Below are 24,019 nucleotides of genomic sequence, written 5' to 3' on the forward strand. Positions count from 1 at the left end.
CTGCCGACGGTCTTCCGCCACTTCGTCGCGACCATGAGCTGCGCGCCAGGCGGCACGCTCCCGTTCTACTGCGACCCCGATCGCGTCGGAGCCTTCGCAGTCGTCCCTGACGAACTCGCGGCCGGGGACGACGCAGCGGTCTTCCGCCTCTTCGTGACGCTCTCGATGTACCAGGCGCTGCGCGACGTCGTGATCATGCGCCAGCAGCGGTCGCTTCCGCAGGCGTCGATGCGCGTGGTCGCGGACGTTGCCTTCGTGAGGCGGTCGATCGCTCGGCACGAGTGCCCCATGCTGCGCTCGACCGACGCGTTCGAGGAGGGCTGCGATGTCTCGAAGGTCGGCGAGGTCGTCGACTGCGGGACCTGCCCCGGCACCGCCTGCCACGTGAAGGATGCGACGGTCGTGTTCAACCGCATGGGGGACATGGGCAAGCTGCCGACCTCGGCGTGCCTCCGGCTTTGGAAGGCCGGCGGCGTGCGCGAGGTCCTCGCCGAGGTCTGCCGTGACGAGGCCTCGCCGACGAAGCGAGCCGCGCTCCTCGTGGAGCGCTTCGCGCGCGTCCACCGGGTCGGGCGCAAGCTCGCGACGATGTTCGTGAGCGCGCTCTCGACGCCGGCTCTCGCACCGGGCCTCACGCCGTGGTTTCCGGACATCGACGGCAACGACCTGGTCGTGGTCGACACGAACGTCGCGCGTGCCGTGGACGCGCTTCGCGAGCCGGGTGCAGCGAAGACCTACGACGCGCGCGAGCGGTGGGTGCGCGAGCAGGCCGCCCAGTTCGACCTGCGCGAGTTCCGGCCGGACCTCCCGAGCTACGCGCCGAGGCTCGTCCAGCAGGCCCTCTACGCGTTCTGCTCGAAGTCCAACCGCGTGGCGCAAGGGGACGCCTGCTCCGGACGCGCCGCTCCGTGCGCGGGCTGCGCACCCGCGTTGTGCCCGTTCGCAACGTCGACGGAGGGCGCCGATGCGCTGGCCAGTTCAACGTCAGCGGCTCCGTCCCGGAAAAACGGGCTCCGCTGTTAAACGCTCTCGGTTCCTCTCTCCCCGCTGGCCAGAAGAGAGAGCGCGAACGCCGTCCAGAAGGCCCTCGGCGCGCGCTCCTTCACGCCCGCGGCGCTCTCTGCGCGAACGCTGTCCACGCGCTCGTGGCGCTCGTGGCGCTCGCGGAGCGGCGAATGTCGCGGAAACGTGGGGGAGAAACGCAACGGCCCCGGAGATCGCTCTCCGAGGCCGGTGTTAAGAAGTGCGGGGTCGCGTTTCCGCGACCCCGCTTGAATGGCTCCAGCTGCTGGACTCGAACCAGCGACCCGGCGGTTAACAGCCGCCTGCTCTACCAACTGAGCTAAGCTGGAATGCGTCGGAGACGGGCGCGAGAATAGTCGGCCGGCCCTTCCCGTCAAGCGAATCCGCGCGGCGCTTCACTTTGGTGACACCCGCGTGAGCTCGCCCGCTCCCCTTCTCCCCTTCTCCCTCCTCCCCCTGCCCGCGCTTCCCTTCCCCTCGCCCTCCCGCGAGATTGCCCGCCTGGCGTGCTTCTGCGACAACCGCGCCGTGTCGCGCGCCGCCGAGCCCTTCCCGCCGCCCGAAGCCGCCGCCCCCTCGCAGGCCGCCCCGGCTCCTGCCGCGGCCTCTCCGGCCCCGTCCCCTGCCGCCCCCTCCCCCTCCGCCGCCCGCTCCGCCGGCCGCGGCGGCCTCGCCATCGCCGGCGCCAAGGTCTCCTTCATCCTCTTCGGCTTCGTCCAGCAGCTCATCCTCCCGCGGCTGCTCGGCACCGACGGCTACGGCGCGGTCTCCGTCGTCCTCGCGGGCGTCGGCGTCGTCAACAACGTCATCGTCGCGACCGGCATCCAGGGCGTCTCGCGCGCCGTCTCCAGCGTCGCGGAAGCGGACGTCGCGGCCGCCTTCCGCCGCACGCTCGCCCTCCACGCCCTCCTCGCCGTCGTCGTCTCCGCCGGCTTCGCGCTCCTCGCCGGCGCCGTCGCCGACTTCTCCGAGGCCCCGCACGTCGCGGGCCCGCTGCGGCTCGCCGCCGCCGTCGTGCTCCTCTACGGCCTCTACGCCCCGCTCGTCGGCGCGCTCAACGGCCAGCGGCGCTTCGTCACGCAGGCCGCCTTCGACGTCGGCTACGGCGCGCTCCGCACCGCGAGCATCGCCGCCTTCGCCCTGCTCTTCCTCCGCGCGGGCCAGAGCGGCGTCCTCGGCGCGATCGCCGGCTTCGTCGCCGCGGCCGCCGTCATCGTCCCCCTCGCGCTCACCAGGACCGGCCTCGGCCGCCGCGGCACCGCCGGCCCCTCGATCCGCGAGCACGCGGCCTTCCTCCTGCCGCTCGCCGTCTCGCAGACGTTCCTGAACCTCCTGCTCCAGACCGACTTCTTCCTCCTCCGCCGCTTCCTCGGGCAGGCCACGAGCGGGCTCGCGCTCGGCGCGAAAGCCGCCGACGACCTCATCGGCGTCTACCGCGGCGCGCAGCTCTTCGCGTTCCTGCCGTACCAGCTGCTCCTCTCGGTCACGTTCATCCTCTTCCCGATGCTCGCCCGCGCGCACGCCGAGCACGACCGCGCCGCGGTCCGCCGCTACGCCATGACGGGCGTCCGCCTCTCGTTCCTGCTCACCGGGCTCCTCTGCGCCCCGATCTCGGGCCTCGCCCCGCACGTCCTGCGCTTCGCCTTCCCTGTCGAGATCTGGAGCCGCGGCGGCGACACGCTCCGCGTCCTCTCCCTCGGCATGGGCGCGTTCGCCGTCCTCGGCGTCGCCTCGGCCGCGCTCACCAGCCTGCACCGGGAGCGCGTCGCGGCCGCCCTCACCGCCACCACCGTCGCCCTCGTCGCCACCGGCTGCTCGATCGCCGTCCCGCGCGCCGCGTTCGGCCCCGACATGCTGGTGCGCTCCGCCGTCGCCACCTCGCTCGCGCTCGCCACCGCTGCGGTCGCCGGCGGCGTCCTGCTCCACCGCGCCGCCGGCGGCTTCGTCGCCGCCCGGACGCCGCTCCGCGTCGGCGCCGCGCTGCTCGCCGCGATCGCCGTGGGCACGCAGCTCCCGTGGCTCGGCAAGATCGCCGTGCTCGGCGAGGCGATCCTTGTCGGCCTCGTGTACCTCGCCGTCCTCGTCGCCACGCGCGAGGTCGGCCGCGAGGACCTCGCCGCCCTCAAGCAGGCGTTCGGGCGCGGCGCGCGGCGCGCCTAGCTCCGCCCGTCCGTCCCGACGCGCGCCCTGCGCGCCCGCCTACAGCCGCCTCCGCGCCCTCTTGACCGTCAGCCGGCGATCTCGCATACGGCCTCTCCCCCCAGCCCGGCCAGCGCCGCGCCCGCTCGAAGGCCGAGCGGAGCCCCACGGCGCGCCGGGCACGCACAGGCAGGCGAAGACGTGGCCCCTCAATTCATCTTCACGATGCAGGATGTCCGGAAGGTGCACCCCCCGAACAAGGAGGTGCTGAAGGGCCTGTGGCTCTCCTTCTACCCGGGCGCGAAGATCGGCGTCCTCGGCTCGAACGGCGCCGGCAAGAGCACCCTGCTCCGCATCATGGCGGGCGTCGACAAGGAGTACCTCGGCGAGGCGAAGCCCGCCGACGGCATCCGCATCGGCTACCTCGCCCAGGAGCCGCAGCTCGAGGCCGGCAAGACCGTGCAGGAGCACGTCGAAATGGCGGTCCACGACGTCCGCTCCCTCGTCCAGCGCTTCGAGGAGATCGGCGCGAAGCTCGGCGAGTCGCCCCCCGACATGGAGGCGCTCCTCGAGGAGTACGCCGCGCTCCAGGACAAGATCGAGGCCGCGAACGGCTGGGAGATCGACCGCGTCGTCGAGCGCGCCATGGACGCCCTCCGGCTGCCGCCGCCCGACGCCGACGTCACCAAGCTCTCCGGCGGCGAGCGCCGCCGCGTCGCCCTCTGCAGGCTCCTCCTCGAGAAGCCGGATATCCTGCTGCTCGACGAGCCGACCAACCACCTCGACGCCGAGAGCGTCGCCTGGCTCGAGCGCTTCCTCCACGACTACCCCGGCACCGTCGTCGCGGTCACCCACGACCGGTACTTCCTCGACAACGTCGCCGGCTGGATCCTCGAGCTCGACCGCGGCGCCGGCATCCCGTACGAGGGCAACTACACCGGCTGGCTCGAGCAGAAGAAGAAGCGCCTCGAGCTGGAGCAGAAGCAGGAGAGCGCGCGCAAGCGCACCCTGGAGCGCGAGCTCGAGTGGGTGCGCCTGGCCCCGCGCGCCCGCCAGGCCAAGAGCAAGGCCCGCCTCGCCGCCTACGAGACGCTGCTCGCCGAGGACAGGTCGAAGAAGGTCGAGGAGAACGAGATCCACATCCCCGCCGGCCAGCGGCTCGGGAACGTGGTCGTCGAGGCCGAGCACCTCCGCAAGGGCTTCGGCGACCGCGTCCTCATCGACGACCTCAGCTTCTCGCTCCCGCGCGGCGGCATCGTCGGCATCATCGGGCCGAACGGCGCCGGCAAGACCACGCTCTTCCGCATGATCATGGGCCTCGAGCAGCCCGACGGCGGCGCGCTCAAGCTCGGAGAGACCGTGGAGCTCGCGTACGTCGACCAGTCGCGCGACGCGCTCAACCCGAACAACAACGTCTGGCAGGAGATCTCCGGCGGCGAGGACCGCCTCCTCGTCGGCAAGCGCGAGGTCAACTCGCGCGCGTACGTCGCCAGCTTCAACTTCGCCGGCAGCGACCAGCAGAAGAAGGTCCGCGATCTCTCCGGCGGCGAGCGCAACCGCCTCCACCTCGCCAAGCTGCTCCGCCGCGGCGGCAACGTCCTCCTGCTCGACGAGCCCACCAACGACCTCGACGTCGACACGCTCCGCTCGCTCGAGGAGGCGCTGCTCAACTTCGCCGGCTGCGCCGTGGTCATCAGCCACGACCGCTGGTTCCTCGACCGGATCGCGACCCACATCCTCGCCTTCGAGGGCGACAGCAAGGTCGTCTGGTTCGAGGGCAACTACGCCGACTACGAGGCCGACCTGAAGCGCCGCCTCGGCGCCGACGCGGCCGAGCCCCGCAAGCTCCGCTACCGCAAGCTCACCGCGGGCTGACCCGGCCCGGCGCGCCTCGCACGGCGCCCCCGCGGCGTTCCACCCTGGAGCACGTTTCCGGTCGGGTGCGACGCGCACGCACCGGCATTTTCCCGTCACAGGATCCCCCCGCCCACGTAAGCGTCCGACCGCGCATCAGCTAAGCTGCGCCCCGATGCACGGCACGAGGAGAAAGGGCTCCCCGCCGAGCGCCCGCAGGGACTGGGGGCGCCTCGCCGTGCGCGTTTTGTGCGCCGTGTTCGCGGTGATCGGCGCGATCCCGCTCGCGCTCGGCTTCCTCGTGCGCACCGAGACGGTGCGGGCCTGGGCGGCGCGCGAGACGGCGGCGCTGCTCCAGCGCGAGCTCGGCATCACGGCCCGCTACCAGGTGCGCGTCCAGGCCTGGCCCCTCATGGTCGGCCTGAACCGGCTCGTCGTCGACTCCTCGGACGGCGGCGCGCCGTTCCTCGAGCTCGAGCGCGTGGCCATCCGCCCGCGCCTGTTCTCGCTGCTCGCCGGGCACATCGACGCCGGGGACGTCGAGATCATCGGCCCCCGCGTCCGCGCGGTGCTGAAGGACGGGGAGCTCCGCAACCTCACCCTCCCGAGCACCGGCGGGGGCGGCGGGGGCGGCCTCGACCGCGCGCCGCTCTCCTCGGTGGCCATCACCGACGCGCGGCTCGACCTGACGATCGACAACGTCCGCGTCCAGGCCACCGAGGTCGACGTCGACGTCTCCGCCGAGCCGTCGGACGCGTTCGAGATCGCGATGCGCTCCGGCCTCGTCTCGGTCGTCCGCACGCACCCGGCGCCCGGCCACGAGGCCGAGGAGGACAGCGTCGACGAGGACGTCGTCTGCCGCTTCGACACGCGCGTCCGCGTCGAGCCGGGCCGCGCGCTCGTCCGCCGGCTGATCCTCGAGGGCGCCGCCGACTTCGACCCGGATCCCGGCACCGCGCCGCCCTGCGCGCTCCAGGACGGCGACTGGCGCCGGGTGGAGCTCGAGCTCGGCGCCCTCCGCGCCGTGGGCCTCGGCGACGGCATGCCCCACCGGATCGAGGGCCGCGTGCGGGCGCGCCTCCCCGTGCCGATCGTGCACCGCTTCCTGGCCCTGCCGCCCGCGTCCGGCTCGGTCTCGCTCGACGTCGACGCGGAGTACGACGCGGCGTCCGCGCCGCTCGGCCTTTCGCTCCCCCGCGTCAAGGGCACGCTCCTGCTCGACCGGCCGGGCCTCGACGGCAGGGTCTTCGTCACGCGCCTCGCGGGCAAGGTCTCGACGACCCCGGACGCCGTGCAGCTCTCCGACGCCGACGTCGCCTGGGCCGACGGCACGCTGAAGATCTCGAGCGCGGAGATCAAGCCGTTCGAGAAGGGCGTGCCGCTCCAGGCCGGGCCGATCGGCCTCGCCAACGTCGAGCTGCCCGGCCTGCTCCGCGACCTCGCGGTCCACCCGCAGGCGCACGTCGCGTGGACGCTGCGCGAGGGGAGGTTCGATCGCTTCGGCGGCACGCTGTCCCCGCTCTCCCTCGAGGGCCCGCTCGCCGTGCAGACGCACGGCTTCGAGATCTTCGATCACCCGACGAAGGACCCTGCCCGCAAGCGCCTGATGGGCGTCAAGGAGGCCACGGTCCGCGGCTCGTTCCAGGTGCGGCCGCACGCCGTCGTGCTCTCGGGCTTCTCGGTCGACACGCCGGGCTCGCACCTCAGGACCACCGTCTCGCTCGGCTTCAACGACCAGCTCGGGGTCGAGGTCCACCCGGGCTCGCGCGTCGACCTCGCCGAGGTCTCGCCGCTCGCCGCGCTCGAGCTCGCCGGCGTCGCCACGATGAAGGCGGCGATGCACGGCTCGTACGCGCACCCGAAGCTCACCGGCGAGATCGGCGTCGAGAAGTTCGTGTTCGGCGGCTTCCCCATCGGCGACCTCGAGCCCTCGCCGGTCGCGTTCGAGCCGCTCGCCGTGACGCTCGAGAACGCGCGGGTCCGGCACGGGGCGAGCCGCGTCCGGGTCCCGTCGATCAAGGTCGATTTCGACCCGGCCGGCAACCTGCCCAAGGGCCGCCCGCTCGACAGCTCGGCGGGGATCGTCGTCGTGGACGCGACCGTCGACACGCGCGAGGCGCCGCACCTCGCCGCGCGCGACCTGCTCGAGGTGCTCCGCCTCGACAAGGATCCGCGGTTCGCCGACTACAAGGCGACCGCGAGCGGGACGGCCCGCGCCCACTTCGCGCTCGGCGGCCCCGAGGACCGCTGCGGCGGCGGCACCCTCGCCGTGAACGCGGGCATGCGGCTCACCGGCGTCGAGCTGCTCGACGAGCGCTTCGACGAGGGCGAGATCGACCTCGACATGATCTGGGACGACCAGGCCGCCGGCGCCGACGGCATGCGGCTCGACGTCCGCTCGGCGTCGCTGCGCAAGGGCACGGGCTCCGTGCTGGCGAGCGCCTCCGTGGCGCACGGCGGCGCGCTGAAGGGGAGCGTCATCGCGAGCGGCCTCCCGCTCTCGCGGATCGACGGGCTCGGGGCGGCGGCCTCGCAGTTCGACGGCTCGGTGTCCGTCGTCGCCAGCCTGGGCGGCACCGTGAGCAGGCTCGCCGGCTTCGCGGACGTGCACGTCTCGCGCGTCGGCATCCGCCGCACGCACGCGAGCCTGCCGCCCTCGCGGGTCGCGCTCACGATCGTGCCGAACGACAAGCCGCCGAAGATCATCGGCAGGACGCCGATCTGCGGCAACCCCCAGGGCGCGCCGTTCGATCCGGCGGAGTACGAGCGCGACCTCCCCGACGGCTCCTTCATCGCGAACGGCTCGCTGTTCGGCGGGCAGGTCGCGCTGAAGGGGCTCCGCGTCACGCGCCAGCGGCGCAAGATCGTGGACGGGGACGCGCGCATGGACGCGCTCGACCTGGGCACGCTCGCGAACCTGATCCCGGGCGCCGCGCTCGCGGCGGCGCCGAAGGGCACGATGACCGGGTCGCTCGACATCGAGCGGCTCCCCCTCACGGATTTCCGGCAGGCGGCGCTCACGCTCACGGTCGACGCGCTGAAGCTCGATCGGGAGGGCCAGGGGGTCCACCTCACGAGCCCGAGCGGCCCGATCCGCCTCGCGGGCAACACGCTGAAGGTGCCGGAGCTCCACCTCGAGGCGCACACCGCCTCGCGCCTGTCCGCCGCGTTCACGGCGTCCGGCGAGGTCAAGCGGGTGTTCACGGCGCCGGACCTCGACGTGGCGATCCGGGTAAGCCCGACGAACCTGTCGCGGCTCAGCGCCGACATCCCGCAGATCCGGCGCGCGCGGGGCACGGTGGAGGCCGAGGTCCAGGTGGCCGGGCCGCTCCAGGGGCTGCGCTACACGGGCTCGGCGACGCTCAAGGAGGGCGAGCTCGACGTGGTCGGCCTGCCGGTCTCGCTCGACGACATCGACGTGGAGATCGCGATCGGCGGCGACCAGGTGCGCCTCACGAAGGCGAGCGCGCGGGTCGGCACGGGCACGGTGACCGCGGTGGGGCACATGCCGGTGCGCGGCCTGACCCTCGGCACGGCGCAGGCCTCCATCGTGGCGACCGGCGTGAAGCTGCCGGTCGCCGAGGGGGTGAACCTCACCGCGAACGCCAACCTGACGGCGAGCTTCCGGCCCGGCGTCGAGGACGACGCGTCGGGGGAGAAGAACCTGCCGCGGGTCGAGGGGAAGATCACGCTCACGTCGTTCAGCTACACGCGGCCCATCCTGATGAGCATGGACCTCGGCGATCTCACGGGGCGCCAGCGGACGACGGTGCAGACCTACGACCCCGCGGACGACGTGGTCCGGTTCGACGTCACCGTCGCCTCGCCGAACCCGCTCCGCTTCTCGAACGATCTGGCCGACATGCGGCTCGAGGTCTCGCAGCCCGGGCTCGCGCTGTCGGGCACGAACCAGCGCTTCGGCGCGCGCGGCACGCTGCGCATCCTGCCCGACTCGAAGCTCATGCTGCGCAGCACCGAGTTCGAGGTCCGGGACGGCTACGTCCGCTTCGACGATCCGTTCCGCATCGCGCCCAAGGTCGACGTGCGCGCCGAGAGCGAGTACCGCCGCTACACGTCGACGAGCACCGCCGCCGCGGCGGACGCGACGTCGGGCGCGGAGCCCGCGGCCGCGGCCAGCAGCGCGAACTCCAGCGGGCTCTGGCGCATCAAGCTGCACGCCCAGGGCGACGCCGACAACCTCCAGCTCAACCTGACGAGCGATCCGCCGCTCAGCCAGGAGGACATCGTCCTGCTGCTGACGCTCGGCATGACGCGCGCCGAGCTCAACCAGGGCGTCGTGTCGTCGCTCGGCGAGACCATGGGCCTCGAGGCGCTCTCGTCGCTGACGGGCGCCGACAAGGCGGTGAAGACGATGGTCCCCCTCATCGACGAGTTCCGCTTCGGCACCGGCTACTCGTCCAAGAACGGCGCCCCGGAGCCGACGGTGACGATCGGCAAGCGCATCACGGACGCGGTGCGCGCCAACGTGACGACGGGGCTCTCGCAGGGCAGCCAGGTGCGCGCGGGCGTCGAGGTGAAGCTCAGCGACCGGATGAGCCTCCAGGGGTCGTACGACAACTCGAGCGACGCCTCGAGCTCGCCGCTCGGCAACGTGGGCGCCGACCTGAGGTGGCGGCTCGAGTTCGAGTGACGTTCGAGCCGCGGACGGCGCTCGGACGACGCTCGCGTGGCGCTCGATCCGCGGCCGTCAGGTGGCCGCGGCGAGCGCCGCGTCGAGGGCGCCGTACCGGTCGTCGCGGCCGGAGACCCACTGCCTGTGGCCCATGAGCTCGAAGATGCGCCGGTGCTTCGGGTTCTTCCAGGTCATGCCGAGCAGCGCGCGCTGGAACGCCTCGGCCTTCGCCTCGGGCAGCGCCGGCAGCGCGTCGAACATCGCGAAATCGTAGGCCGGCGTGGTCCAGAGGACGTCGACCCGGCGGAGGTCGATGTGGCCGTTCGCCTGCTCGGCGAGCCACACCGCGTCCCCGACCGCCGCCGCCTGCGCCTTGCCCTCGTGCAGCGCCGCGAGCGCCTGGACCTCGCTCGTCGCGGTGTCCCCGTGCTTGCCGACGTCCACCTCGAACGGCACGAGCTGGATCTTCTCCACGGCCACGCCCGCCTGCCGGAGGAAATGGAGCGGCAGGATGCGCGCGTGCGCCGAGTCGACGCTCCCGACAGCGAGCGCCTTGCCCTCCAGATCGCTGAGCGCCCCGACGGCGGCGTCGCGGCGGACGAGCAGCTTGCTGTGGAAGTCGCGATCGACCTCGCGCATCGCGAGCGAGCGGGACCGGCCCTCGGTCTGCCGCTTCACCCGCACGTGCGCGACGGCGCTGTTCCAGGCGACGTCGATGTGCCCGCGGATCAGCGACTCGACCTGGCGCTCGTACGTAGAGAACAGCGCGAAATCAATCAGGATTCCATGTTCGCGGAAGTGCTCGCGCAGGCTCTCCCACAGCGTCACCACCTTGGCGTCATGCGCCACGGCGCCGACGAGCATCGCCAGGTCCTTCATCCAGTGCCTCGCACGGGCGGCGACGCTAGCACGAGCTCTGCCCGCCGAGAGCCCCACGTCTCGCACATCGAGGCCTCGCGGGCGGCCTCTTGCCCATCCAGCGCCCAACCGGGCTACGCTGCGTCCGTCGTGCACGCCGGCGCCGGTTCATTTCCGCTTCGTCCCCCGGCGCTCCGCGCCTGATGGCTCGCTTCCGTTCCACCCTCATTGCCCTTCTGCTCGGCTTTTTGCCGCTCGGCGCGATCGCCGTCCCGGCGCACGCCGCCCCGCCCCCCGCACGTCCGGCTCCGGCCAGCCCCAACCCCGGTCAGGCCAGCCCCAACCCCGGTCAGGCCAGCCCCAACCCCGGTCAGGCCGGCCCCAACCCCGGTCAGGCCAACCTCAACCCCGGTCAGGCCAACCTCAACCCCGGTCAGGCCGGCCTCGACCCGGTCGACGCTGTCAACCCTGCGGCACGGGCCGTGCCTTCGGGCGAGGCCGGCACCCAGGCCACCGACGTGCCGTCGCTCGGCCAGCCGCTGGCGCTGGGAGAGCTCGTCGGCAAGCCGATCGTCCGCATCGATGTCACCGCGCAGGGCGACCGATGGCAGATCGTGTCGCCGGTCACCAGCGTCGACCTCGGCGAGCCCCTCAGCCCCGACGCCGCGCGCCGCGCCATGCGCGAGCTGCTCGCCTCCGGCAACTTCGCCCGCGCGTCGGCCGAGGCGTACGCCGTGCCGGACGGCGCCGCGCTCCGGATCGTCGTCGTCCCCCGCAGGAGCATCGCCACCGTCCAGATCACCGGCGGCGCGCTCGACCGGCAGGACACCCTCGAGGCCGCCGGCGTCGCCGAGGGCGGCGAGCTCACCACGGCCACGCTGGCCGAGATCAGCCCCCGCATCCGCGCGTTCTACGCGCTTCACGGCTACCCCGCGGCCGCCGTCACGATCCGCGCCGTCGACACCGACGAGCCCTCCCAGGTCGTCCTCGCCCTCGACATCGAGGCCGGCGCGCCACGCGTGGTCTCCGAGCGCGTCTTCGTCGTGGCGCCGCGCGCGGACCGGGAGCTCGGCTCGCTCAAGCAGAGCTACGGCCTCGGCGTCGGCGCCCGCGTCGACGAGCCCGCCCTCGCCGAGGCCGACCGCGAGATGGCCGAGCTGCTCCGCCGGAGCGGCTTTCACGACGCCGAGGTCTCCCACCGCGTGCTCGCGGTCGGCCCGCACAACTACCTCTACGTCTACCTCGAGCCCGGCGCGCGCATCGTCCCCGCCTTCGACGGCAACCGCGCCTTCGACGACGACGCCCTCGAGGCCGCGCTCGATCTCGGCGAGACGACCGAGACGAAGACGAACGATCTCACCGATCGGCTCCGCGCGTTCTACGTCGAGCGCGGCTTCCTCGACGCCGAGGTCACCCCGTCGCTCGGCGGCAAGCCCGACGATGCGGTCCGTTACCTGACGTTCACCGTCCGCGAGCACGAGCAGGTGAGGGTCACGAAGCGCGTCTTCCCCTGCCTCACGGGCGACCTCGGCCCGGACGACCTCGGCCGCGAGATCGAGAGCTTCCTCGAGGAGGACCTGCCCGGCGCCGACGCCTTCTCGATGCCCGACCCGCGAGGCATCTCGGACCTCTTCGGCCCGACCCGCGGCGCCGGCGGCCGGGCCAGGCCGGTCGAGCTCATCCCCTCGATGACGTACGCGCAGGAGACCTACGAGCGCGCCCTCAAGCACCTTCGCGATCTCTACTTCAGCAAGGGCTACCTGAACGCCGTCGTCGGCCCGGTCTCCGTGCTCCGCGCCACCTGCTCGCGCCGCTCCCCGCCGGGCGCCTGCATCCCCGAGCCGGTCGCCGAGCGCGTCACGGCCCAGTGCCTCACCGACGCGCAAGGGCTGCCCCTCCCCGAGCCGCCCGTCCCCGCCGCCCTCACGTGCCGCCCCGACGCCGCCCGGCGCATCGCGTGCTCCCCCGAGGTGACGCTCCGCATTCCGGTCCATCCCGGCCCGCAGACCCAGCTCTACGATCTCGCCTTCGAGGGGAACAAGGGCTTCTGCGGCCAGGCCGGCCTGAGCGAGCGCGACCGCGCCTTCTGCGCCGAGACGCGGCCGTTCAGCGAGCGCTGGCTCAGCGACCTCGTCGATCTGAAGGTCGGACAGCCCCTCTCGACGCTCGCGCTCGACGCCGCGCGGCTGCGCATCATGGATGCTTACCGCGACCTGGGCTACGCGTTCGCCGAGGTCCGCACGGCCATCGAGCCCTCGCCCGACCGCACGCGCGCCCGCGCGCGGTTCATCGTCTCGGAGCGAGATCGGGTGTTCGTCACCGGCATCGTCGTCAAGGGCGCCGTCCGGACCGACGAGCAGCTGATCCTCCGCCGCGTGCTGCTCCGCGAGGGCGCGCCGTTCCGCCAGTCGCAGGCCCGCCTGAGCGAGGAGCGCATCGCCGCGCTCGGCCCCTTCTCCAGCGTGTCGATATCGCTCGAGGATCCCGACGTCCCGCAGAAGAACAAGCGGGTCGTCATCCACGTGGTCGAGCAGCTGCCGCAGTACCTCAACCCGCAGATCGGGTTCTCGACCGGCGAGGGCGCGCGCGTCGCCTTCGAGTACGGACACCGCAACATCGGCGGCCTCGCCATCGGCCTCACGATGGGCGTCCATCTCAGCTACCTGTTCGAGTTCATGATCGTCGACAAGGCGGCGAGCCGCCACTACGAGGATCTCCAGATCGACGACCAGCTGGAGCGCCGCATCGCGGTCTCGGTCACGCTCCCGGACATCGGCCTCGGCCCGCTCGTCGGCATGTCGCTCGCGGGCATCAACGTGCGCGACAACCAGCTGGATTTCGGCGTCACGAAGACGGCGATCATCCCCGCGATCACCTACCGCCCGCGGCGCGCCGTGACGACGCAGCTCGCCCTGTCGACCGAGCTGAACAAAGTCGGATTCTTCCCGGGCGCCGTCGGCGCCGACAAGCGGGATATCCTCGACCAGCTGCGCATGCCCGAGGGCGAGACGATCGCCCTGGCGCAGCGGATCGACGCGTCCTGGGACACGCGGGACACCCCCTTCGCCGCGACCCGGGGCTTCCTCCTCTCCGGCGGCGTCGAGCACGTCGACGCCTTCGACGCCTTCGCGTCGGTCCGGGCCCAATCGAGCTTCCCCGAGAGCCACTTCCTGCGATTCACGGGCCGCGTGTCGGGCTATATCCCCCTCGCGCCGCGGTCGCGGCTCACCCTCGCCCTGAGCCTGTCCGGAGGGTACATTCAGCCGCTCGTGGCCGAGAGCGGGACGTACCCGGATCGCCTCTTCTTCCTCGGCGGCGTCGACTCGCTCCGTTCCCATCTGGCCGAGTCGCTGTATCCTGAGGACGGGCTCGAGGAGGCGAGAAAGGCGCTGGGCGGGGACGCCGAGGTATCGACCGACGATATCCCGCGCGGCGGGACGGTGATGGTGAACCCCCGCGCCGAGCTGCGCATTCCGCTGACGGATCTGCTCCAGCTCGGGCTCTTCCTCGACGCGGGCAACCTCTGGATCAAGGCGAAGAACGTCAACCTCGATCCGCGGCTCTTGCGCTACGGGCTCGGCGCCGGCCTGCGGGTGAACACGCCCATCGGCCCCCTCGCCTTCGACTACGGCTTCAACCTGGATCCGCGCGACGAGCTGGATGAGATCGACGGTGCACTCCACTTCTCCGTGGGGCTCTTTTGACAGGCGGCCTCGCGCGCGACGCGCGCGAGGCCGCTCCCAACGCATGATGATAACGAGGCTCCCCTGATGAACCGTTCACTCCGCATGTGTGCTTTGCTCGCCCTGACATCGACCCTCACGATCGCCGGCTGCGGCGACGACGAGAGCGCCGCGCCGAGCAGCGCGGCGAGCACGTCCGGCGCCGGCGGGCACGGTGGGCATGGTGGGCATGGTGGGGCCGGCGGATCGGCGGGCAGCGGCGGAGCGGGCGGGCAAGGCGCCTCGACGAGCAGCGCCTCGGCGGGCGGCGGCGATGCCACGGGCGGCGGCGGAGCGGGCGGGCAGGGCGGCTCGACGAGCAGCGCCTCGGCGGGCGGCGGCGATGCCACGGGCGGCGGCGGAGCGGGCGGGCAAGGCGGCTCGACGAGCAGCGCCTCGGCGGGCGGCGGAGCAGCGGGTGGCGGCGAGGCCACGGGCGGCGGCGGAGCGGGCGGGCAAGGCGCCTCGACGAGCAGCGCCTCGACGAGCAGCGCCTCGACGAGCAGCGCCTCGGCGGGCGGCGGCGGCGGCGGCGACTCGGTGAGCAGCGCCTCGACGAGCAGCGCTTCGACGGGCGGCGGCGACGCCGCCGGCGGCGGTGGAGAGGGCGGGGCGTCGGCGTGCGGCGATCTGACGTGTGACGCCGGCGAGACGTGCGATTCGTGCGCCGCCGACTGCGGCGTGTGCCCGCCGGTCTGCGGTGACGGCACATGCGAGCCCGACAGGGAGAACTGCCAGGCGTGCGCCACCGACTGCGGCGTGTGCCCGCCGGCCGAGTGCAGCCACGACCTCTGCGAGGAAGGAGCGCCCCTCCTCATGGGCTGCGACCCGTGCGTGACCGCGCTGTGCGCGGAGGACCCGGCGTGCTGCATGAGCTCGTGGGACACCCACTGCGTCGCTGGCCTCACCGCCGCCTGCGGGCGGGCCTGCGGGTGCGCCCACGACCTCTGCGAGGAAGGCGCGCCCCTCGACGCGACCTGCAACAGCTGCGTCGAGACCGTGTGCGGAGAGGACGGAGACAGCTTCTGCTGCACGCTCGGGTGGGACGAGAGCTGCGTCGCGCTCTCGGGGACGATGTGCGGCGTCACGTGCCGGTGAGCTCGGCTCGCCGCCCGAAAGGCGAACCACTCCTGGCGCGGTAGCGACGGCGCTCCGCCGTGAACCTGACCGGCTCCGCGGGTGGAACGCCATCCGGCGGGCGCGCTCAGCGCGCCGTCGCCGCCTTCATCTCGCGCACGAAGCTCGCGACGGCGCGCGCGGCCGCCTCGGGATCGCCGAGGTTCGCCGCCGCCCGCTGCACGACCGCGGACCCGCTGACCACGCCGAACGCCCCGGCGGCGAGGGCGTCGCGCACGTGCTCGGGCTTCGAGATGCCGAACCCCAGGATCGCGGGCGGCGCGCCGAACCGGCGCAGCGTCTCGAAGAGCGCCCCGTGGCCCAGGCGCAGCTGCTCGTCCGCCCCCGTCACGCCCTTGCGCGTCACGCAGTACGTGTACGCGCTGCACCGCTCCGCGAGCCGCTGCAGCGTGGCCTCCGAGGCGTTCAGCGGCGCGATCAGCACCGGCGCCACCCCCGCGGCGCGCGCCGCCGCCACGTACGGATCCGACTCCCTCACCGGCACGTCGGCGACGAGCACGCTGTCGACCCCGGCCGCGGCCGCCGACGCGTAGAAGCCCGCCAGATCGCGGTGCTTCACGAGGTTCGCGTACGTCAGGATGCCGATCGGCACCTCCGGCGCCTCCGCCCGGAACCGCGCCAGGAGCTCGATGCAGTCGCCCGGCCTCACGCCGGCCTCGAGCGCCCGCACGGCGGCGGCCTGGATCGTCGGGCCGTCCGCGATCGGATCCGAGAACGGGATCCCGACCTCGATCGCGTCCGCGCCGCCCTCCACCGCCGCGCGCAGCAGCCGCGCGCTCGTGGCGAGGTCCGGATCCCCCAGCATCAGGAAGGGGATGAACGCCCCCTCGCCGCGCTGCCGCAGCCGCTCGAATGCGCGATCGTAGCGCGTCGTCACCGTCTCCCGACTCATGTCGACCTCCCGGGATCGAGCAGCCTCTGCGCCTGCTCCATGTCCTTGTCTCCGCGGCCCGACAGGTTCACGACGAGCACCGTCTCGCGCCCTGCCTGCGCCGCCTCCGCCACCATCTTCAGCGCGTGCGCGATCGCGTGCGCCGACTCGAACGCCGGGATGATGCCCTCGCTGCGCGAGAGCCGCTGGAACGCGTCGAGCGCCTCGTCGTCCGTCGCCGCGACGTACGTCGCCCGGCCCGACGTCATGAGGTGCGCGTGCTCCGGCCCGACGCCGGGGTAGTCGAGCCCCGCCGAGACCGAGTGCGTCTCGGCGACCTGTCCGTGCTCGTCCTGGAGGATGTAGGTCTCCGACCCGTGCAGCACCCCCGGGCGGCCCTTGAGGAGCGTCGCCCCGTGCTTGTCGGTCGACAGGCCGTGGCCGGCGGGCTCCACGCCGACGAGCGCCACGCCCTTGTCCGGGATGAACTCGGAGAAGATCCCCATGGCGTTGCTGCCGCCGCCCACGCACGCGACCACCGCGTCGGGCAGGCGCCCCTCGGCCTCCAGGATCTGGGCGCGCGCCTCGCGGCCGATCACCCACTGGAAATCGCGCACGATCGTGGGAAACGGGTGGGGCCCGGCGACCGTCCCGATCAGGTAATGCGTGTCCTCGTAGCTCTCGGTCCAGTAGCGCAGCGCCTCGTTGAGCGCGTCCTTCAGCGTCTGCGAACCCGAGGTCACGGGCACCACCTCGGCCCCCATGAGGCGCATCCGGAAGACGTTGAGCCGCTGCCGCTCGACGTCCTTCGCGCCCATGTAGATGCGCGTGGGCATGCCGAGCAGGGCCCCGATCATGGCGGTCGCGACGCCGTGCTGGCCGGCCCCGGTCTCGGCGATGAGCCGCCGCTTGCCCATGCGCCGCGCGAGCAGCCCCTGGCCGAGCGCCTGGTTCGTCTTGTGCGCGCCGCCGTGGAGCAGGTCCTCGCGCTTGAGGTACAGCTTCACGCGCGGGTCGCCGGTCAGGTTGCGGCACAGGGTGAGCGGCGTCGGTCGCCCCGCGTAGGTCGTCAGCAAGGCGTCGAACTCCGCCGCGAACGACGGATCGCCGCGCGCCTCCAGGTACGCGCGCTCGAGCTGCTCGAGCGCGGGCACGAGGATCTCCGGGACATAGGCGCCGCCAAAGGCGCCGAAGCGGCCGCTTTGCTGCATGGTGATTGCCTCGATCGTCGGTTGTGCGTTGTGGGTCGTGAGAGCTGCCGTCAGGGAGAGGCGCGGTCCGACGGGGCCGCGGGATCACGGTCGTGGCGCGACGGGCCGCGCGCGCCGTCGAACAGGCGCACGAGCAGGTCGGCGCACTTCTCGCCGGGCGCGCGCTCGACGCCCGACGCCACGTCGAGCCCCCACGTCCCGACCCGGCGCGCCGCGGCGATGTTGTCCGGGTTCAGCCCGCCCGCGAGCAGGCTCCGGGCGCGCGCCGGGTGGCCGTCGATCGCGCTCCAGGCGAACGTCCGCCCCGTGCCTCCCCGCGCCTCCGCCGTGCGCGTGTCGAAGACCAGCCGATCGGCGCTGCGCTCGACCTCCGCGCCCGCGCCGCCGTCGCCCGCCTCGCCGCCCGCGCCCGCGGCGCTGGCCGCCTCCCCGGACGGCGCCATCGGGACCGCCTTCCAGACCTCGCACCCCTCGGGGAGCGCGCGCCGCAGCGCCTCGACGAACGCGGCGTCCTCGTCGCCGTGGAGCTGCACGGCGCGCAGCCCGATCGCCCGCGCCGTATCCGCGACGAAGTCCATGGATTGATTGAGGAAAACGCCGACGAAGGGCAGCCCCGCGGCCGTGGCGACCACGATCTCGGCCTGCTCGCGCGTCACCCGCCGCGGCGAGGTCTCGGCGAAGACGAGGCCGCCGAAGCGGGCCCCGAGCCGCTCCGCCTCGCGCGCGTCCCCGGGCCGGGTCAGGCCGCAGATCTTGACCCTGCCGGTCACCAGCGCGCGCGCGGCGTCCGCGATGTCGGGGCTGCGCATGAGCGACGTGCCGACGAGGAACCCGTCCACCGAGGGCGCGAGCCGCTCCACGTGGGCGCGCGACTCGACGCCCGACTCCGCGATGACGATGCGATCGCGCGGCACGCGCGGGGCGAGCCGCTCGGAGACGGCGAGATCGACCTTGAGCGTCTTGAGATCGCGGTTGTTGATGCCGATCACGGGCGCGGGCAGCGCGAGCGCGCGCTCGAGCTCCGCCTCGTCGTGGACCTCGACGAGGCAGTCCATGCCGAGCGCCTCGGCGGCGCCCAGGCACAGGAGCGCGGTCGCGTCGTCCAGCACCGACAGCATGAGCAGGATCGCGTCCGCGCCGTTCGCCCGCGCCTCGATCACCTGGTAGGGCGCCACGACGAAGTCCTTGCAGAGGATCGGGACGTCCACGACCGCGCGCACGGCCTGGAGGATCTCGAAGCTGCCCTGGAAGAAGGGCTCGTCGGTCAGCACGCTCACCGCGTCGGCGACGCCGTAGTACGCGGCGGCGACGGCGTGCGGGTCGAAATCCGGCCGGATGAGGCCCTCGGACGGAGAGGCCTTCTTGCACTCCAGGACGAACCGCGCGCCCGGCGCGGAGAGCGCGCGCCGGAGGCTGCGCGAGGTGGGCGGCGCGCTCGCCCGGAGGCTGGCGAGCGGGGTCCGCCGCTCGCGCTCCGCCACGTCCGCCCGCTTCCGCTCCACGATGCGCGCGAGCACATTGCCCTGCTCAGCCATGTTTCGCCTCCTTCCGCGCTTCCTGGGCCCCGTCCCGGCTCAGCGCCACGAAGCGCGTGAGCCGCTCCGCCGCGCGCCCGGAGCCCAGCGCGTCGAGCGCCAGGGCCGTCCCCTCCCGCAGCCCCTCGGCGCGCCCGGCGATCCAGAGCAGCGCGCCGGCGTTGATCGCGACGGCATCGCGGTGCGCGGGCGCGCCGCGCCCGGCGAGCAGGTCGCGGAGCCACGCCGCGTTCGCCGCCGGGCCGGCGCCCCGGAGCGCCTCGATCGGCGCCGGCGCGACCCCCGCGTCGGCCGGGTCGATCGTGAGCTCCTCGACGACCCCGTCGCGGAGCCGGGCCGCGCGCGTCGGGGCGTGCAGGGCGACCTCGTCGAGCCCGCCGCCGTGGACGACGAGCGCGGCCTGGCACCCGAGCATGCCGAGCGTGCGCGCGGCGTCGGTGACGAGCGCCGGATCGTAGATGCCCATCACCTGGATCGGCGGCGCGCTCGGGTTCACGAGGGGGCCGAGCAGGTTCATGATCGTGCGCACCTTGAGGGCGCGGCGCACGGGCATCGCGTGGCGGAGCCCGGCGTGGTACTGCGGCGCGAAGAGGAAGCAGAAGCCGACCTCATCGAGGGCGCGGCGCGAGACCTCGGCCGGCGGGTCGAGCCGGGCGCCGAGCGCCTCGAGCGCGTCGGCGGAGCCGCACTGGGAGGAGACCGAGCGGTTGCCGTGCTTGGCGACCGGCAGGCCCGCTTCGGCCGCGACGAAGGCGACGGCCGTCGACACGTTCACGGTGGACTGCCCGTCTCCGCCGGTGCCGCAGCAGTCGGCATAGGCATACGCCGGCCGCGCGAACGGCACCGACATCCCCCGGAGCGCGCGCGCCGCGCCCGCGATCTCGGCGGGGGTCTCGCCCTTCGCCTTGAGCGCCACGAACAGCGCGGAGAGCTCGATCTCCGTCAGCGCCCCGGCGATCAGGTCGCGGAACAGCGCCTCGGTCTGCTCCGCGGAGAGGTCGACGCCGGCGCAGAGCGCATCGATGACTGCATGCATCATGGTTCTCTCCTCATGTTCACGGCTGTTCTGGCAGACACGGATCCTCGGGACTCGGGCGTCGGGCCGCGGCGCACTGCATAGCGGACAAAAACGAAAAGGCCCACCGTTGTTCCGGCGGGCCCTCTTTCTTCTTTCCTTCAGGTCGTCCTCCCCGCAGGGAGGCGCGTTACCCGTGGTAAGGGCCCGCCTTGGTAGAGCACCAGCGCCACCAGCGCAGCCCTGCCACGCACGAACCCACCTCGACGGCCGAGCACGACGCGCCGCCGAGGACGAAGGCCTCGGAACAGCGGCGAGCGCAGGACGCGGGGAGCGCGCGGGACATGCGGGGAACATAGCTTGCGGGCGCGACGAGCGTCAAGCGGGTTCCGCGCGCGCCTCGAGCCGCCCCATCACATCGGCACATCGGTCATGTGGCCGACGGGATAGAAGGCGCGGAAGATCGCATAAAAGAGATCGTTGGGTGGCTGGCTCGAGGAGAAGCCCGGGAGAGCGCACACGCATTACCTGGAGATCACGAGCCAGGTCAGCTCGTCGATCCCGGAGCCGGGCGACGTCCTGATGACCGAGCCGTCTGCCTCACCGGCAACCGGCGCCGAGAGCTTGCCGTCGTACTCGCTCAGGGTCCGGAACCTCACGGGCGTCCCTGGCGCCAGGTCCGAGGGGGCCTGGACCCCGACGGGCGAGTCGCTGATCGTCGCGAACGGGTAAAGCGCGTAGACCGCCACGATCTCCTCCCCGCCGAGATCGGGGAGCGGTGGCACGCGCTCCGGCGGGATCTTCCGGGCCGCGATGTCGTGGAGGGCCTCGCCGAGCGGCGTCGCGAGCGCAGCGCGGTTCACGGTGAGCTGGAGGCCATCGCCGACCTCGAGCACCTGCGGATCGTCGCTGTTCGGCCCGAGGACGGCGCCCGCGGGCAGGTGCGGCACGAAGAGCGATCCCGCGTCGACGGTGACCGCGTCCGTGAAGCGCAGCGGGAACATGGTCGTTCCCCGGCGCGGCGTCGTCCCCGCGTCCTCCATCGACTTCACCACGAAGTCGACCGGCGGCTCCGCGTCGCTGCGAAAGGTGAAGCGGCCATCCGCCCTCGATCGGTCCGAGTAGCAGACCGCGGTATTGCAAAACAGCACGGTGGCTCCGCCGATGGGCTGTCCCGCCTCGTCCGCGAGCACGCCGGTCACGCCCGGACCCGCCGGCGCGCCGCCTGCGCCGGAGCCGCCCGTCGCTGCGCCGCCGCCTCCGGTCGCTGCGCCGCCGCCAGCGTCGCCACCGCCGCTGGTCGCTGCGCCGCCGCCTCCGGTCGCTGCGCCGCCGCCGGCGTCACCACCGCCGCTGGTCGCTGCGCCGCCGCCTCCGTCGCAACCGGACGCAATCAGCGCGACCATCAGGAGCAGGGCGCGCTTCATCATTCGGCCAGCGCCTGCTCGATGACCGCCGTCATGGCGTCGGGGTCGTACTCGTGGCTGGCGTACCGGACGATGCCGTCCTTGCCGACGATCACGTCGACCGGGAACGGGTTGGGGCCGGGGAAATTGGACGTCACGGCGGCGTAGGTGCTCGCGGTCTCCTCGAGCCCGACCGGGAAGCTGACCTTGATGTTGTCGCAATACGCCTGCACCTGGCCGATCTGATCGACCGGCTCCCTCGGGTTGAGGGCGACGATCTGCAGGCCTTGGTCCTTGTACTTCAGCCAGAACCGCTCCTCGGTGTCCGGCAGGTGGTTGGCGCAGACCGGACAGAAGGTGGCAAAGTAGGTGAGCAGAAGCACGCCCCCTGCCGACTCCTCCGAGGTCCATGTCGTGCCGTCCAGCATCGTGCCCGTGGTCGCGGGCAGGGGCGCCCCGACGCTCACGCCGGGCGCGTTGCCGACGAGATAGCTCTTCCGCACCGGGGCTGCGGGGTCGTCCGAGGCGATGTGGAGATAGCCGATCTCCTGGTCCGTCGCCGAGGCGAGGTACGTCATGTTGAGCTCGATCGTCTCGCCGGGCGCGATCCGGGCCTGGCGCGGCTCGACGCTGAACGCGGAGCCGCTGACCCAGCTGTCCACCAGGGTGAGCGGCGCCGTCCCCTGGTTCGTGACCTCGAGCGGGAGCGTCTTCGTGTCCCCGGCCGCGACCGGGCCGAAATCGATCCGCGCAGCGGATTCCGGGAGACGGATGTTGGGGGCGAGGCGGTCCGGCTCGAGTCGGTAGGAATACGGGTTCTCCCAGGTCCCGATGAACACGTCCTGACCCCGGGCGGCGACGCCGAAGGTGCGCATCGTGGGGAGCTCGCGATCCGGATCGTCGTACTCGAACGCCCTCGGGATGCGCACGGCCGCGATGAAGGTCGGGGCGGCGGGCGTGGACACGTCGTACACGCGCACGTCGTTCCACGCGGCGACGAAGAGGCGGCGCTCGGAGTAGGCCAGGCGGAGCGGGGTCCCGGGCATCTCGGCGCGACCGACCACGACCGGGCGCGTGAGGTCGGAGATGTCGACGACGGCGACGCCCGCAGAGCCCGCTGCCACATAAGCGAAGTCGCCGTCCACGACGACGCCCTTCGCCTGGCCGCCGGTCGCCACGCGCCCGAGCTCCACCGGCGCCGTCGGGTCCGTCGCGTCGACCGTGACGAGCCCGTCCACGCCGTCGGCGACGAAGACATGGTTGTCGCGCGCCGCGACCCCCCACGCATTGGTGAATCCACCCAGGCTGCCGACCCGCGTGAACCCGACCTCGCCGTCGTAGCGGTAGACGCCGAGGCCATCTCCGTGCAGCCCCACGAAGATGTTGTGGTTCGCGACGTCGACCCCCTCGTAGCTGATCCCCTCCTCCTGCAGGACGGGCAGCTGCACCGGAGCCTCGGGATCGCTGATGTCCCAGCCGCTGAGGAAGGCCGGGTTCCGGATGTTGCCGAGGTGCGTGGTGAAGACGAGATCGTCGTCCCACGCGAGGTGCTTGCAGCCGGGCGTGCGGGTATCGCCGGGGATGGTGTGCTTGAGCCCCCCCGCGAGCACCTCCATGCCGGCGGGGTCCTCCGCATCGATGACGTTGAATGTGTAGCTGCAATTGAGGAGCAAGTCATCGTCGCGGACGCGGACCTCATCCGTGTGGCTCCCGACTTCGTGCAAGCTCTGGAGCTGCACCAGCGGGCTCAGGAAATGCCCGGGCTGGAGCGCGGTCGGGACGCATTCCCCGTCGACGTCCTCGGTGCCCTCGCCGCAGACGACACCGGGGCTCGTCGCCGAAGGCACGCACGCGCCGTCGACGTCCTCGGTGCCCTCGCCGCAGACGACACCGGGGCTCGTCGCCGAAGGCACACACACGCCGTCGGCGGCCTTCGTGCCTGGACCGCACGACAGCCCGGTCTCGCTCACCCCATCGTCGTCTCCGCAGGCGGACAAGGCGAGCAAGATCAGCGCGGAGACGGAAGCACGGCGTCGCAGCAGCGTCATGAAGAGCTCCTTGGAGGGGAGGAAGGACAGGGCGGCCGATGAAGCAAGGGCAGCGTCTTTGCGACGATACAAGTCGTCGGGGGGGCCTGGGCAAGGAGAACCGGGGTCGCGGCGGCGCCGGCGCACATCTCCGACGGTGTCCGCCGCTGCGCCGTCCGGACCAGGCGTCGAGACGCCGCTCTACTGCTCGTCCTCGTCCGGATCGTCCCCGAAGAGCGCCCCGACGGACCACGTGATCGCGTCGAACGGCTCTGCCCTGACGCGCTCGCCCCGCTCTGCCGTGAGCACGTTCAGATACCCGTCATCCATCCAGCGATGCACGGTGAGCACCTCGTTCATTGGATCCACGATCCAGCAATGCGGCACCTTGCACCGGTGATAGGTGCGCATCTTCTTCACAAGATCGTTGCGCGTGTTGCGCGTGTTCGAGACGCTCAGCACCTCGCAAACCCAGTCGGGCCGCAGCGCGGGGAGCGACACGGCTCCGCCATCGTGCCGTACCCGCGCGGAGCCCGCCAGCGGGCACGTGCCAGGCGCCGCGCGGGCCCCCGGCGCACCCGTGCAGCC

The 24,019-nt window shown here is 72.8% G+C and carries 14 protein-coding genes and 1 tRNA gene; 6 read left to right on the forward strand and 9 right to left on the reverse strand.

What is annotated here, in order from left to right; translation table 11 throughout:
* Nucleotides 1–33 precede the first annotated feature (33 nt).
* The gene (locus ACSRUE_RS42775; RefSeq protein ID WP_441288598.1) at nucleotides 34–1,023 is read left to right on the forward strand and encodes a hypothetical protein; all 990 of its coding nucleotides are present in this window, start codon (nucleotides 34–36) and stop codon (nucleotides 1,021–1,023) included.
* A 253-nt stretch (nucleotides 1,024–1,276) separates the two neighbouring features.
* On the opposite strand, the gene ACSRUE_RS42780 is transcribed toward ACSRUE_RS42775, so the two are convergent.
* Nucleotides 1,277–1,352, reverse strand: a tRNA-Asn gene (locus ACSRUE_RS42780).
* 85 nt (nucleotides 1,353–1,437) lie between these two features.
* Between ACSRUE_RS42780 and ACSRUE_RS42785 the strand changes: the two genes are divergently transcribed.
* From ACSRUE_RS42785 to ACSRUE_RS42795, 3 genes are all read left to right on the forward strand, one after another.
* Nucleotides 1,438–3,183: a lipopolysaccharide biosynthesis protein gene (locus tag ACSRUE_RS42785; RefSeq protein WP_441288599.1), complete on the forward strand. Its 1,746-nt coding sequence runs from the start codon at nucleotides 1,438–1,440 to the stop codon at nucleotides 3,181–3,183.
* A 180-nt stretch (nucleotides 3,184–3,363) separates the two neighbouring features.
* The gene (ettA, locus tag ACSRUE_RS42790; protein ID WP_437716071.1) at nucleotides 3,364–5,037 is read left to right on the forward strand and encodes an energy-dependent translational throttle protein EttA; all 1,674 of its coding nucleotides are present in this window, start codon (nucleotides 3,364–3,366) and stop codon (nucleotides 5,035–5,037) included.
* A gap of 154 nt (nucleotides 5,038–5,191) precedes the next feature.
* A complete protein-coding gene (locus tag ACSRUE_RS42795; protein ID WP_441288600.1) occupies nucleotides 5,192–9,667 on the forward strand; it encodes a translocation/assembly module TamB domain-containing protein in 4,476 nt (1,491 codons plus the stop codon).
* Between the two features lie 57 nt (nucleotides 9,668–9,724).
* Here the strand turns inward: ACSRUE_RS42795 and ACSRUE_RS42800 are convergent, their stop codons facing one another.
* Nucleotides 9,725–10,528, reverse strand: a complete 804-nt coding sequence (locus tag ACSRUE_RS42800) for a phosphate/phosphite/phosphonate ABC transporter substrate-binding protein (protein WP_437761226.1) — start codon at nucleotides 10,526–10,528, stop codon at nucleotides 9,725–9,727.
* Nucleotides 10,529–10,710: 182 nt separating this feature from the next.
* Here ACSRUE_RS42800 and ACSRUE_RS42805 point away from each other — a divergent pair, with 182 nt between their 5' ends.
* The gene (locus tag ACSRUE_RS42805; RefSeq protein WP_441288601.1) at nucleotides 10,711–14,211 is read left to right on the forward strand and encodes a POTRA domain-containing protein; all 3,501 of its coding nucleotides are present in this window, start codon (nucleotides 10,711–10,713) and stop codon (nucleotides 14,209–14,211) included.
* 66 nt (nucleotides 14,212–14,277) lie between these two features.
* Entirely contained in the window at nucleotides 14,278–15,327 is a 1,050-nt protein-coding gene (locus tag ACSRUE_RS42810) for a hypothetical protein (protein ID WP_441288602.1), read from the forward strand.
* A 106-nt stretch (nucleotides 15,328–15,433) separates the two neighbouring features.
* On the opposite strand, the gene trpA is transcribed toward ACSRUE_RS42810, so the two are convergent.
* The 7 genes from trpA to ACSRUE_RS42845 all read right to left on the reverse strand — a co-directional run bounded on the left by trpA (nucleotide 15,434) and on the right by ACSRUE_RS42845 (nucleotide 23,932).
* On the reverse strand, nucleotides 15,434–16,258 hold the full coding sequence (trpA, locus tag ACSRUE_RS42815; protein ID WP_441288603.1) for a tryptophan synthase subunit alpha: 825 nt from the start codon (nucleotides 16,256–16,258) through the stop codon (nucleotides 15,434–15,436).
* Nucleotides 16,255–17,448: a tryptophan synthase subunit beta gene (gene trpB, locus ACSRUE_RS42820; protein ID WP_437761230.1), complete on the reverse strand. Its 1,194-nt coding sequence runs from the start codon at nucleotides 17,446–17,448 to the stop codon at nucleotides 16,255–16,257. The genes trpA and trpB overlap by 4 nt, the downstream gene beginning before the upstream one ends.
* Before the next feature lie 50 nt (nucleotides 17,449–17,498).
* Nucleotides 17,499–18,983 (reverse strand): bifunctional indole-3-glycerol-phosphate synthase TrpC/phosphoribosylanthranilate isomerase TrpF, encoded by a 1,485-nt coding sequence (gene trpCF / locus ACSRUE_RS42825; protein WP_441288604.1) that lies wholly within the window; start codon nucleotides 18,981–18,983, stop codon nucleotides 17,499–17,501.
* Complete coding sequence (gene trpD / locus ACSRUE_RS42830; RefSeq protein ID WP_437769895.1) at nucleotides 18,976–20,019, reverse strand: anthranilate phosphoribosyltransferase; 1,044 nt, start codon at nucleotides 20,017–20,019, stop codon at nucleotides 18,976–18,978. The genes trpCF and trpD overlap by 8 nt, the downstream gene beginning before the upstream one ends.
* Before the next feature lie 503 nt (nucleotides 20,020–20,522).
* Nucleotides 20,523–21,428, reverse strand: coding sequence for a hypothetical protein (locus ACSRUE_RS42835; RefSeq protein WP_441288605.1), 906 nt, complete (start codon nucleotides 21,426–21,428; stop codon nucleotides 20,523–20,525).
* On the reverse strand, nucleotides 21,425–23,452 hold the full coding sequence (locus tag ACSRUE_RS42840) for a redoxin domain-containing protein (protein ID WP_441288606.1): 2,028 nt from the start codon (nucleotides 23,450–23,452) through the stop codon (nucleotides 21,425–21,427). The genes ACSRUE_RS42835 and ACSRUE_RS42840 overlap by 4 nt, the downstream gene beginning before the upstream one ends.
* 180 nt (nucleotides 23,453–23,632) lie before the next feature.
* Nucleotides 23,633–23,932, reverse strand: a complete 300-nt coding sequence (locus ACSRUE_RS42845; RefSeq protein ID WP_441288607.1) for a Uma2 family endonuclease — start codon at nucleotides 23,930–23,932, stop codon at nucleotides 23,633–23,635.
* Nucleotides 23,933–24,019: the final 87 nt, after the last annotated feature.

Source organism: Sorangium sp. KYC3313 (assembly GCF_052075895.1).
In the GTDB taxonomy this organism is placed as follows: domain Bacteria; phylum Myxococcota_A; class Polyangia; order Polyangiales; family Polyangiaceae; genus Sorangium; species Sorangium cellulosum_B.

Bases quoted from the DNA above. Each gene is read 5' to 3' on its own strand.
- ACSRUE_RS42775 (WP_441288598.1), top strand. From the start codon at position 34: ATGAGCTGCGCGCCAGGCGGCACGCTCCCGTTCTACTGCGACCCCGAT.
- ACSRUE_RS42795 (WP_441288600.1), top strand. From the start codon at position 5,192: ATGCACGGCACGAGGAGAAAGGGCTCCCCGCCGAGCGCCCGCAGGGAC.
- ACSRUE_RS42800 (WP_437761226.1), bottom strand. From the start codon at position 10,528: ATGAAGGACCTGGCGATGCTCGTCGGCGCCGTGGCGCATGACGCCAAG.
- ACSRUE_RS42805 (WP_441288601.1), top strand. From the start codon at position 10,711: ATGGCTCGCTTCCGTTCCACCCTCATTGCCCTTCTGCTCGGCTTTTTG.
- ACSRUE_RS42810 (WP_441288602.1), top strand. From the start codon at position 14,278: ATGAACCGTTCACTCCGCATGTGTGCTTTGCTCGCCCTGACATCGACC.
- trpA (WP_441288603.1), bottom strand. From the start codon at position 16,258: ATGAGTCGGGAGACGGTGACGACGCGCTACGATCGCGCATTCGAGCGG.
- trpB (WP_437761230.1), bottom strand. From the start codon at position 17,448: ATGCAGCAAAGCGGCCGCTTCGGCGCCTTTGGCGGCGCCTATGTCCCG.
- trpCF (WP_441288604.1), bottom strand. From the start codon at position 18,983: ATGGCTGAGCAGGGCAATGTGCTCGCGCGCATCGTGGAGCGGAAGCGG.
- trpD (WP_437769895.1), bottom strand. From the start codon at position 20,019: ATGCATGCAGTCATCGATGCGCTCTGCGCCGGCGTCGACCTCTCCGCG.
- ACSRUE_RS42835 (WP_441288605.1), bottom strand. From the start codon at position 21,428: ATGATGAAGCGCGCCCTGCTCCTGATGGTCGCGCTGATTGCGTCCGGT.
- ACSRUE_RS42840 (WP_441288606.1), bottom strand. From the start codon at position 23,452: ATGACGCTGCTGCGACGCCGTGCTTCCGTCTCCGCGCTGATCTTGCTC.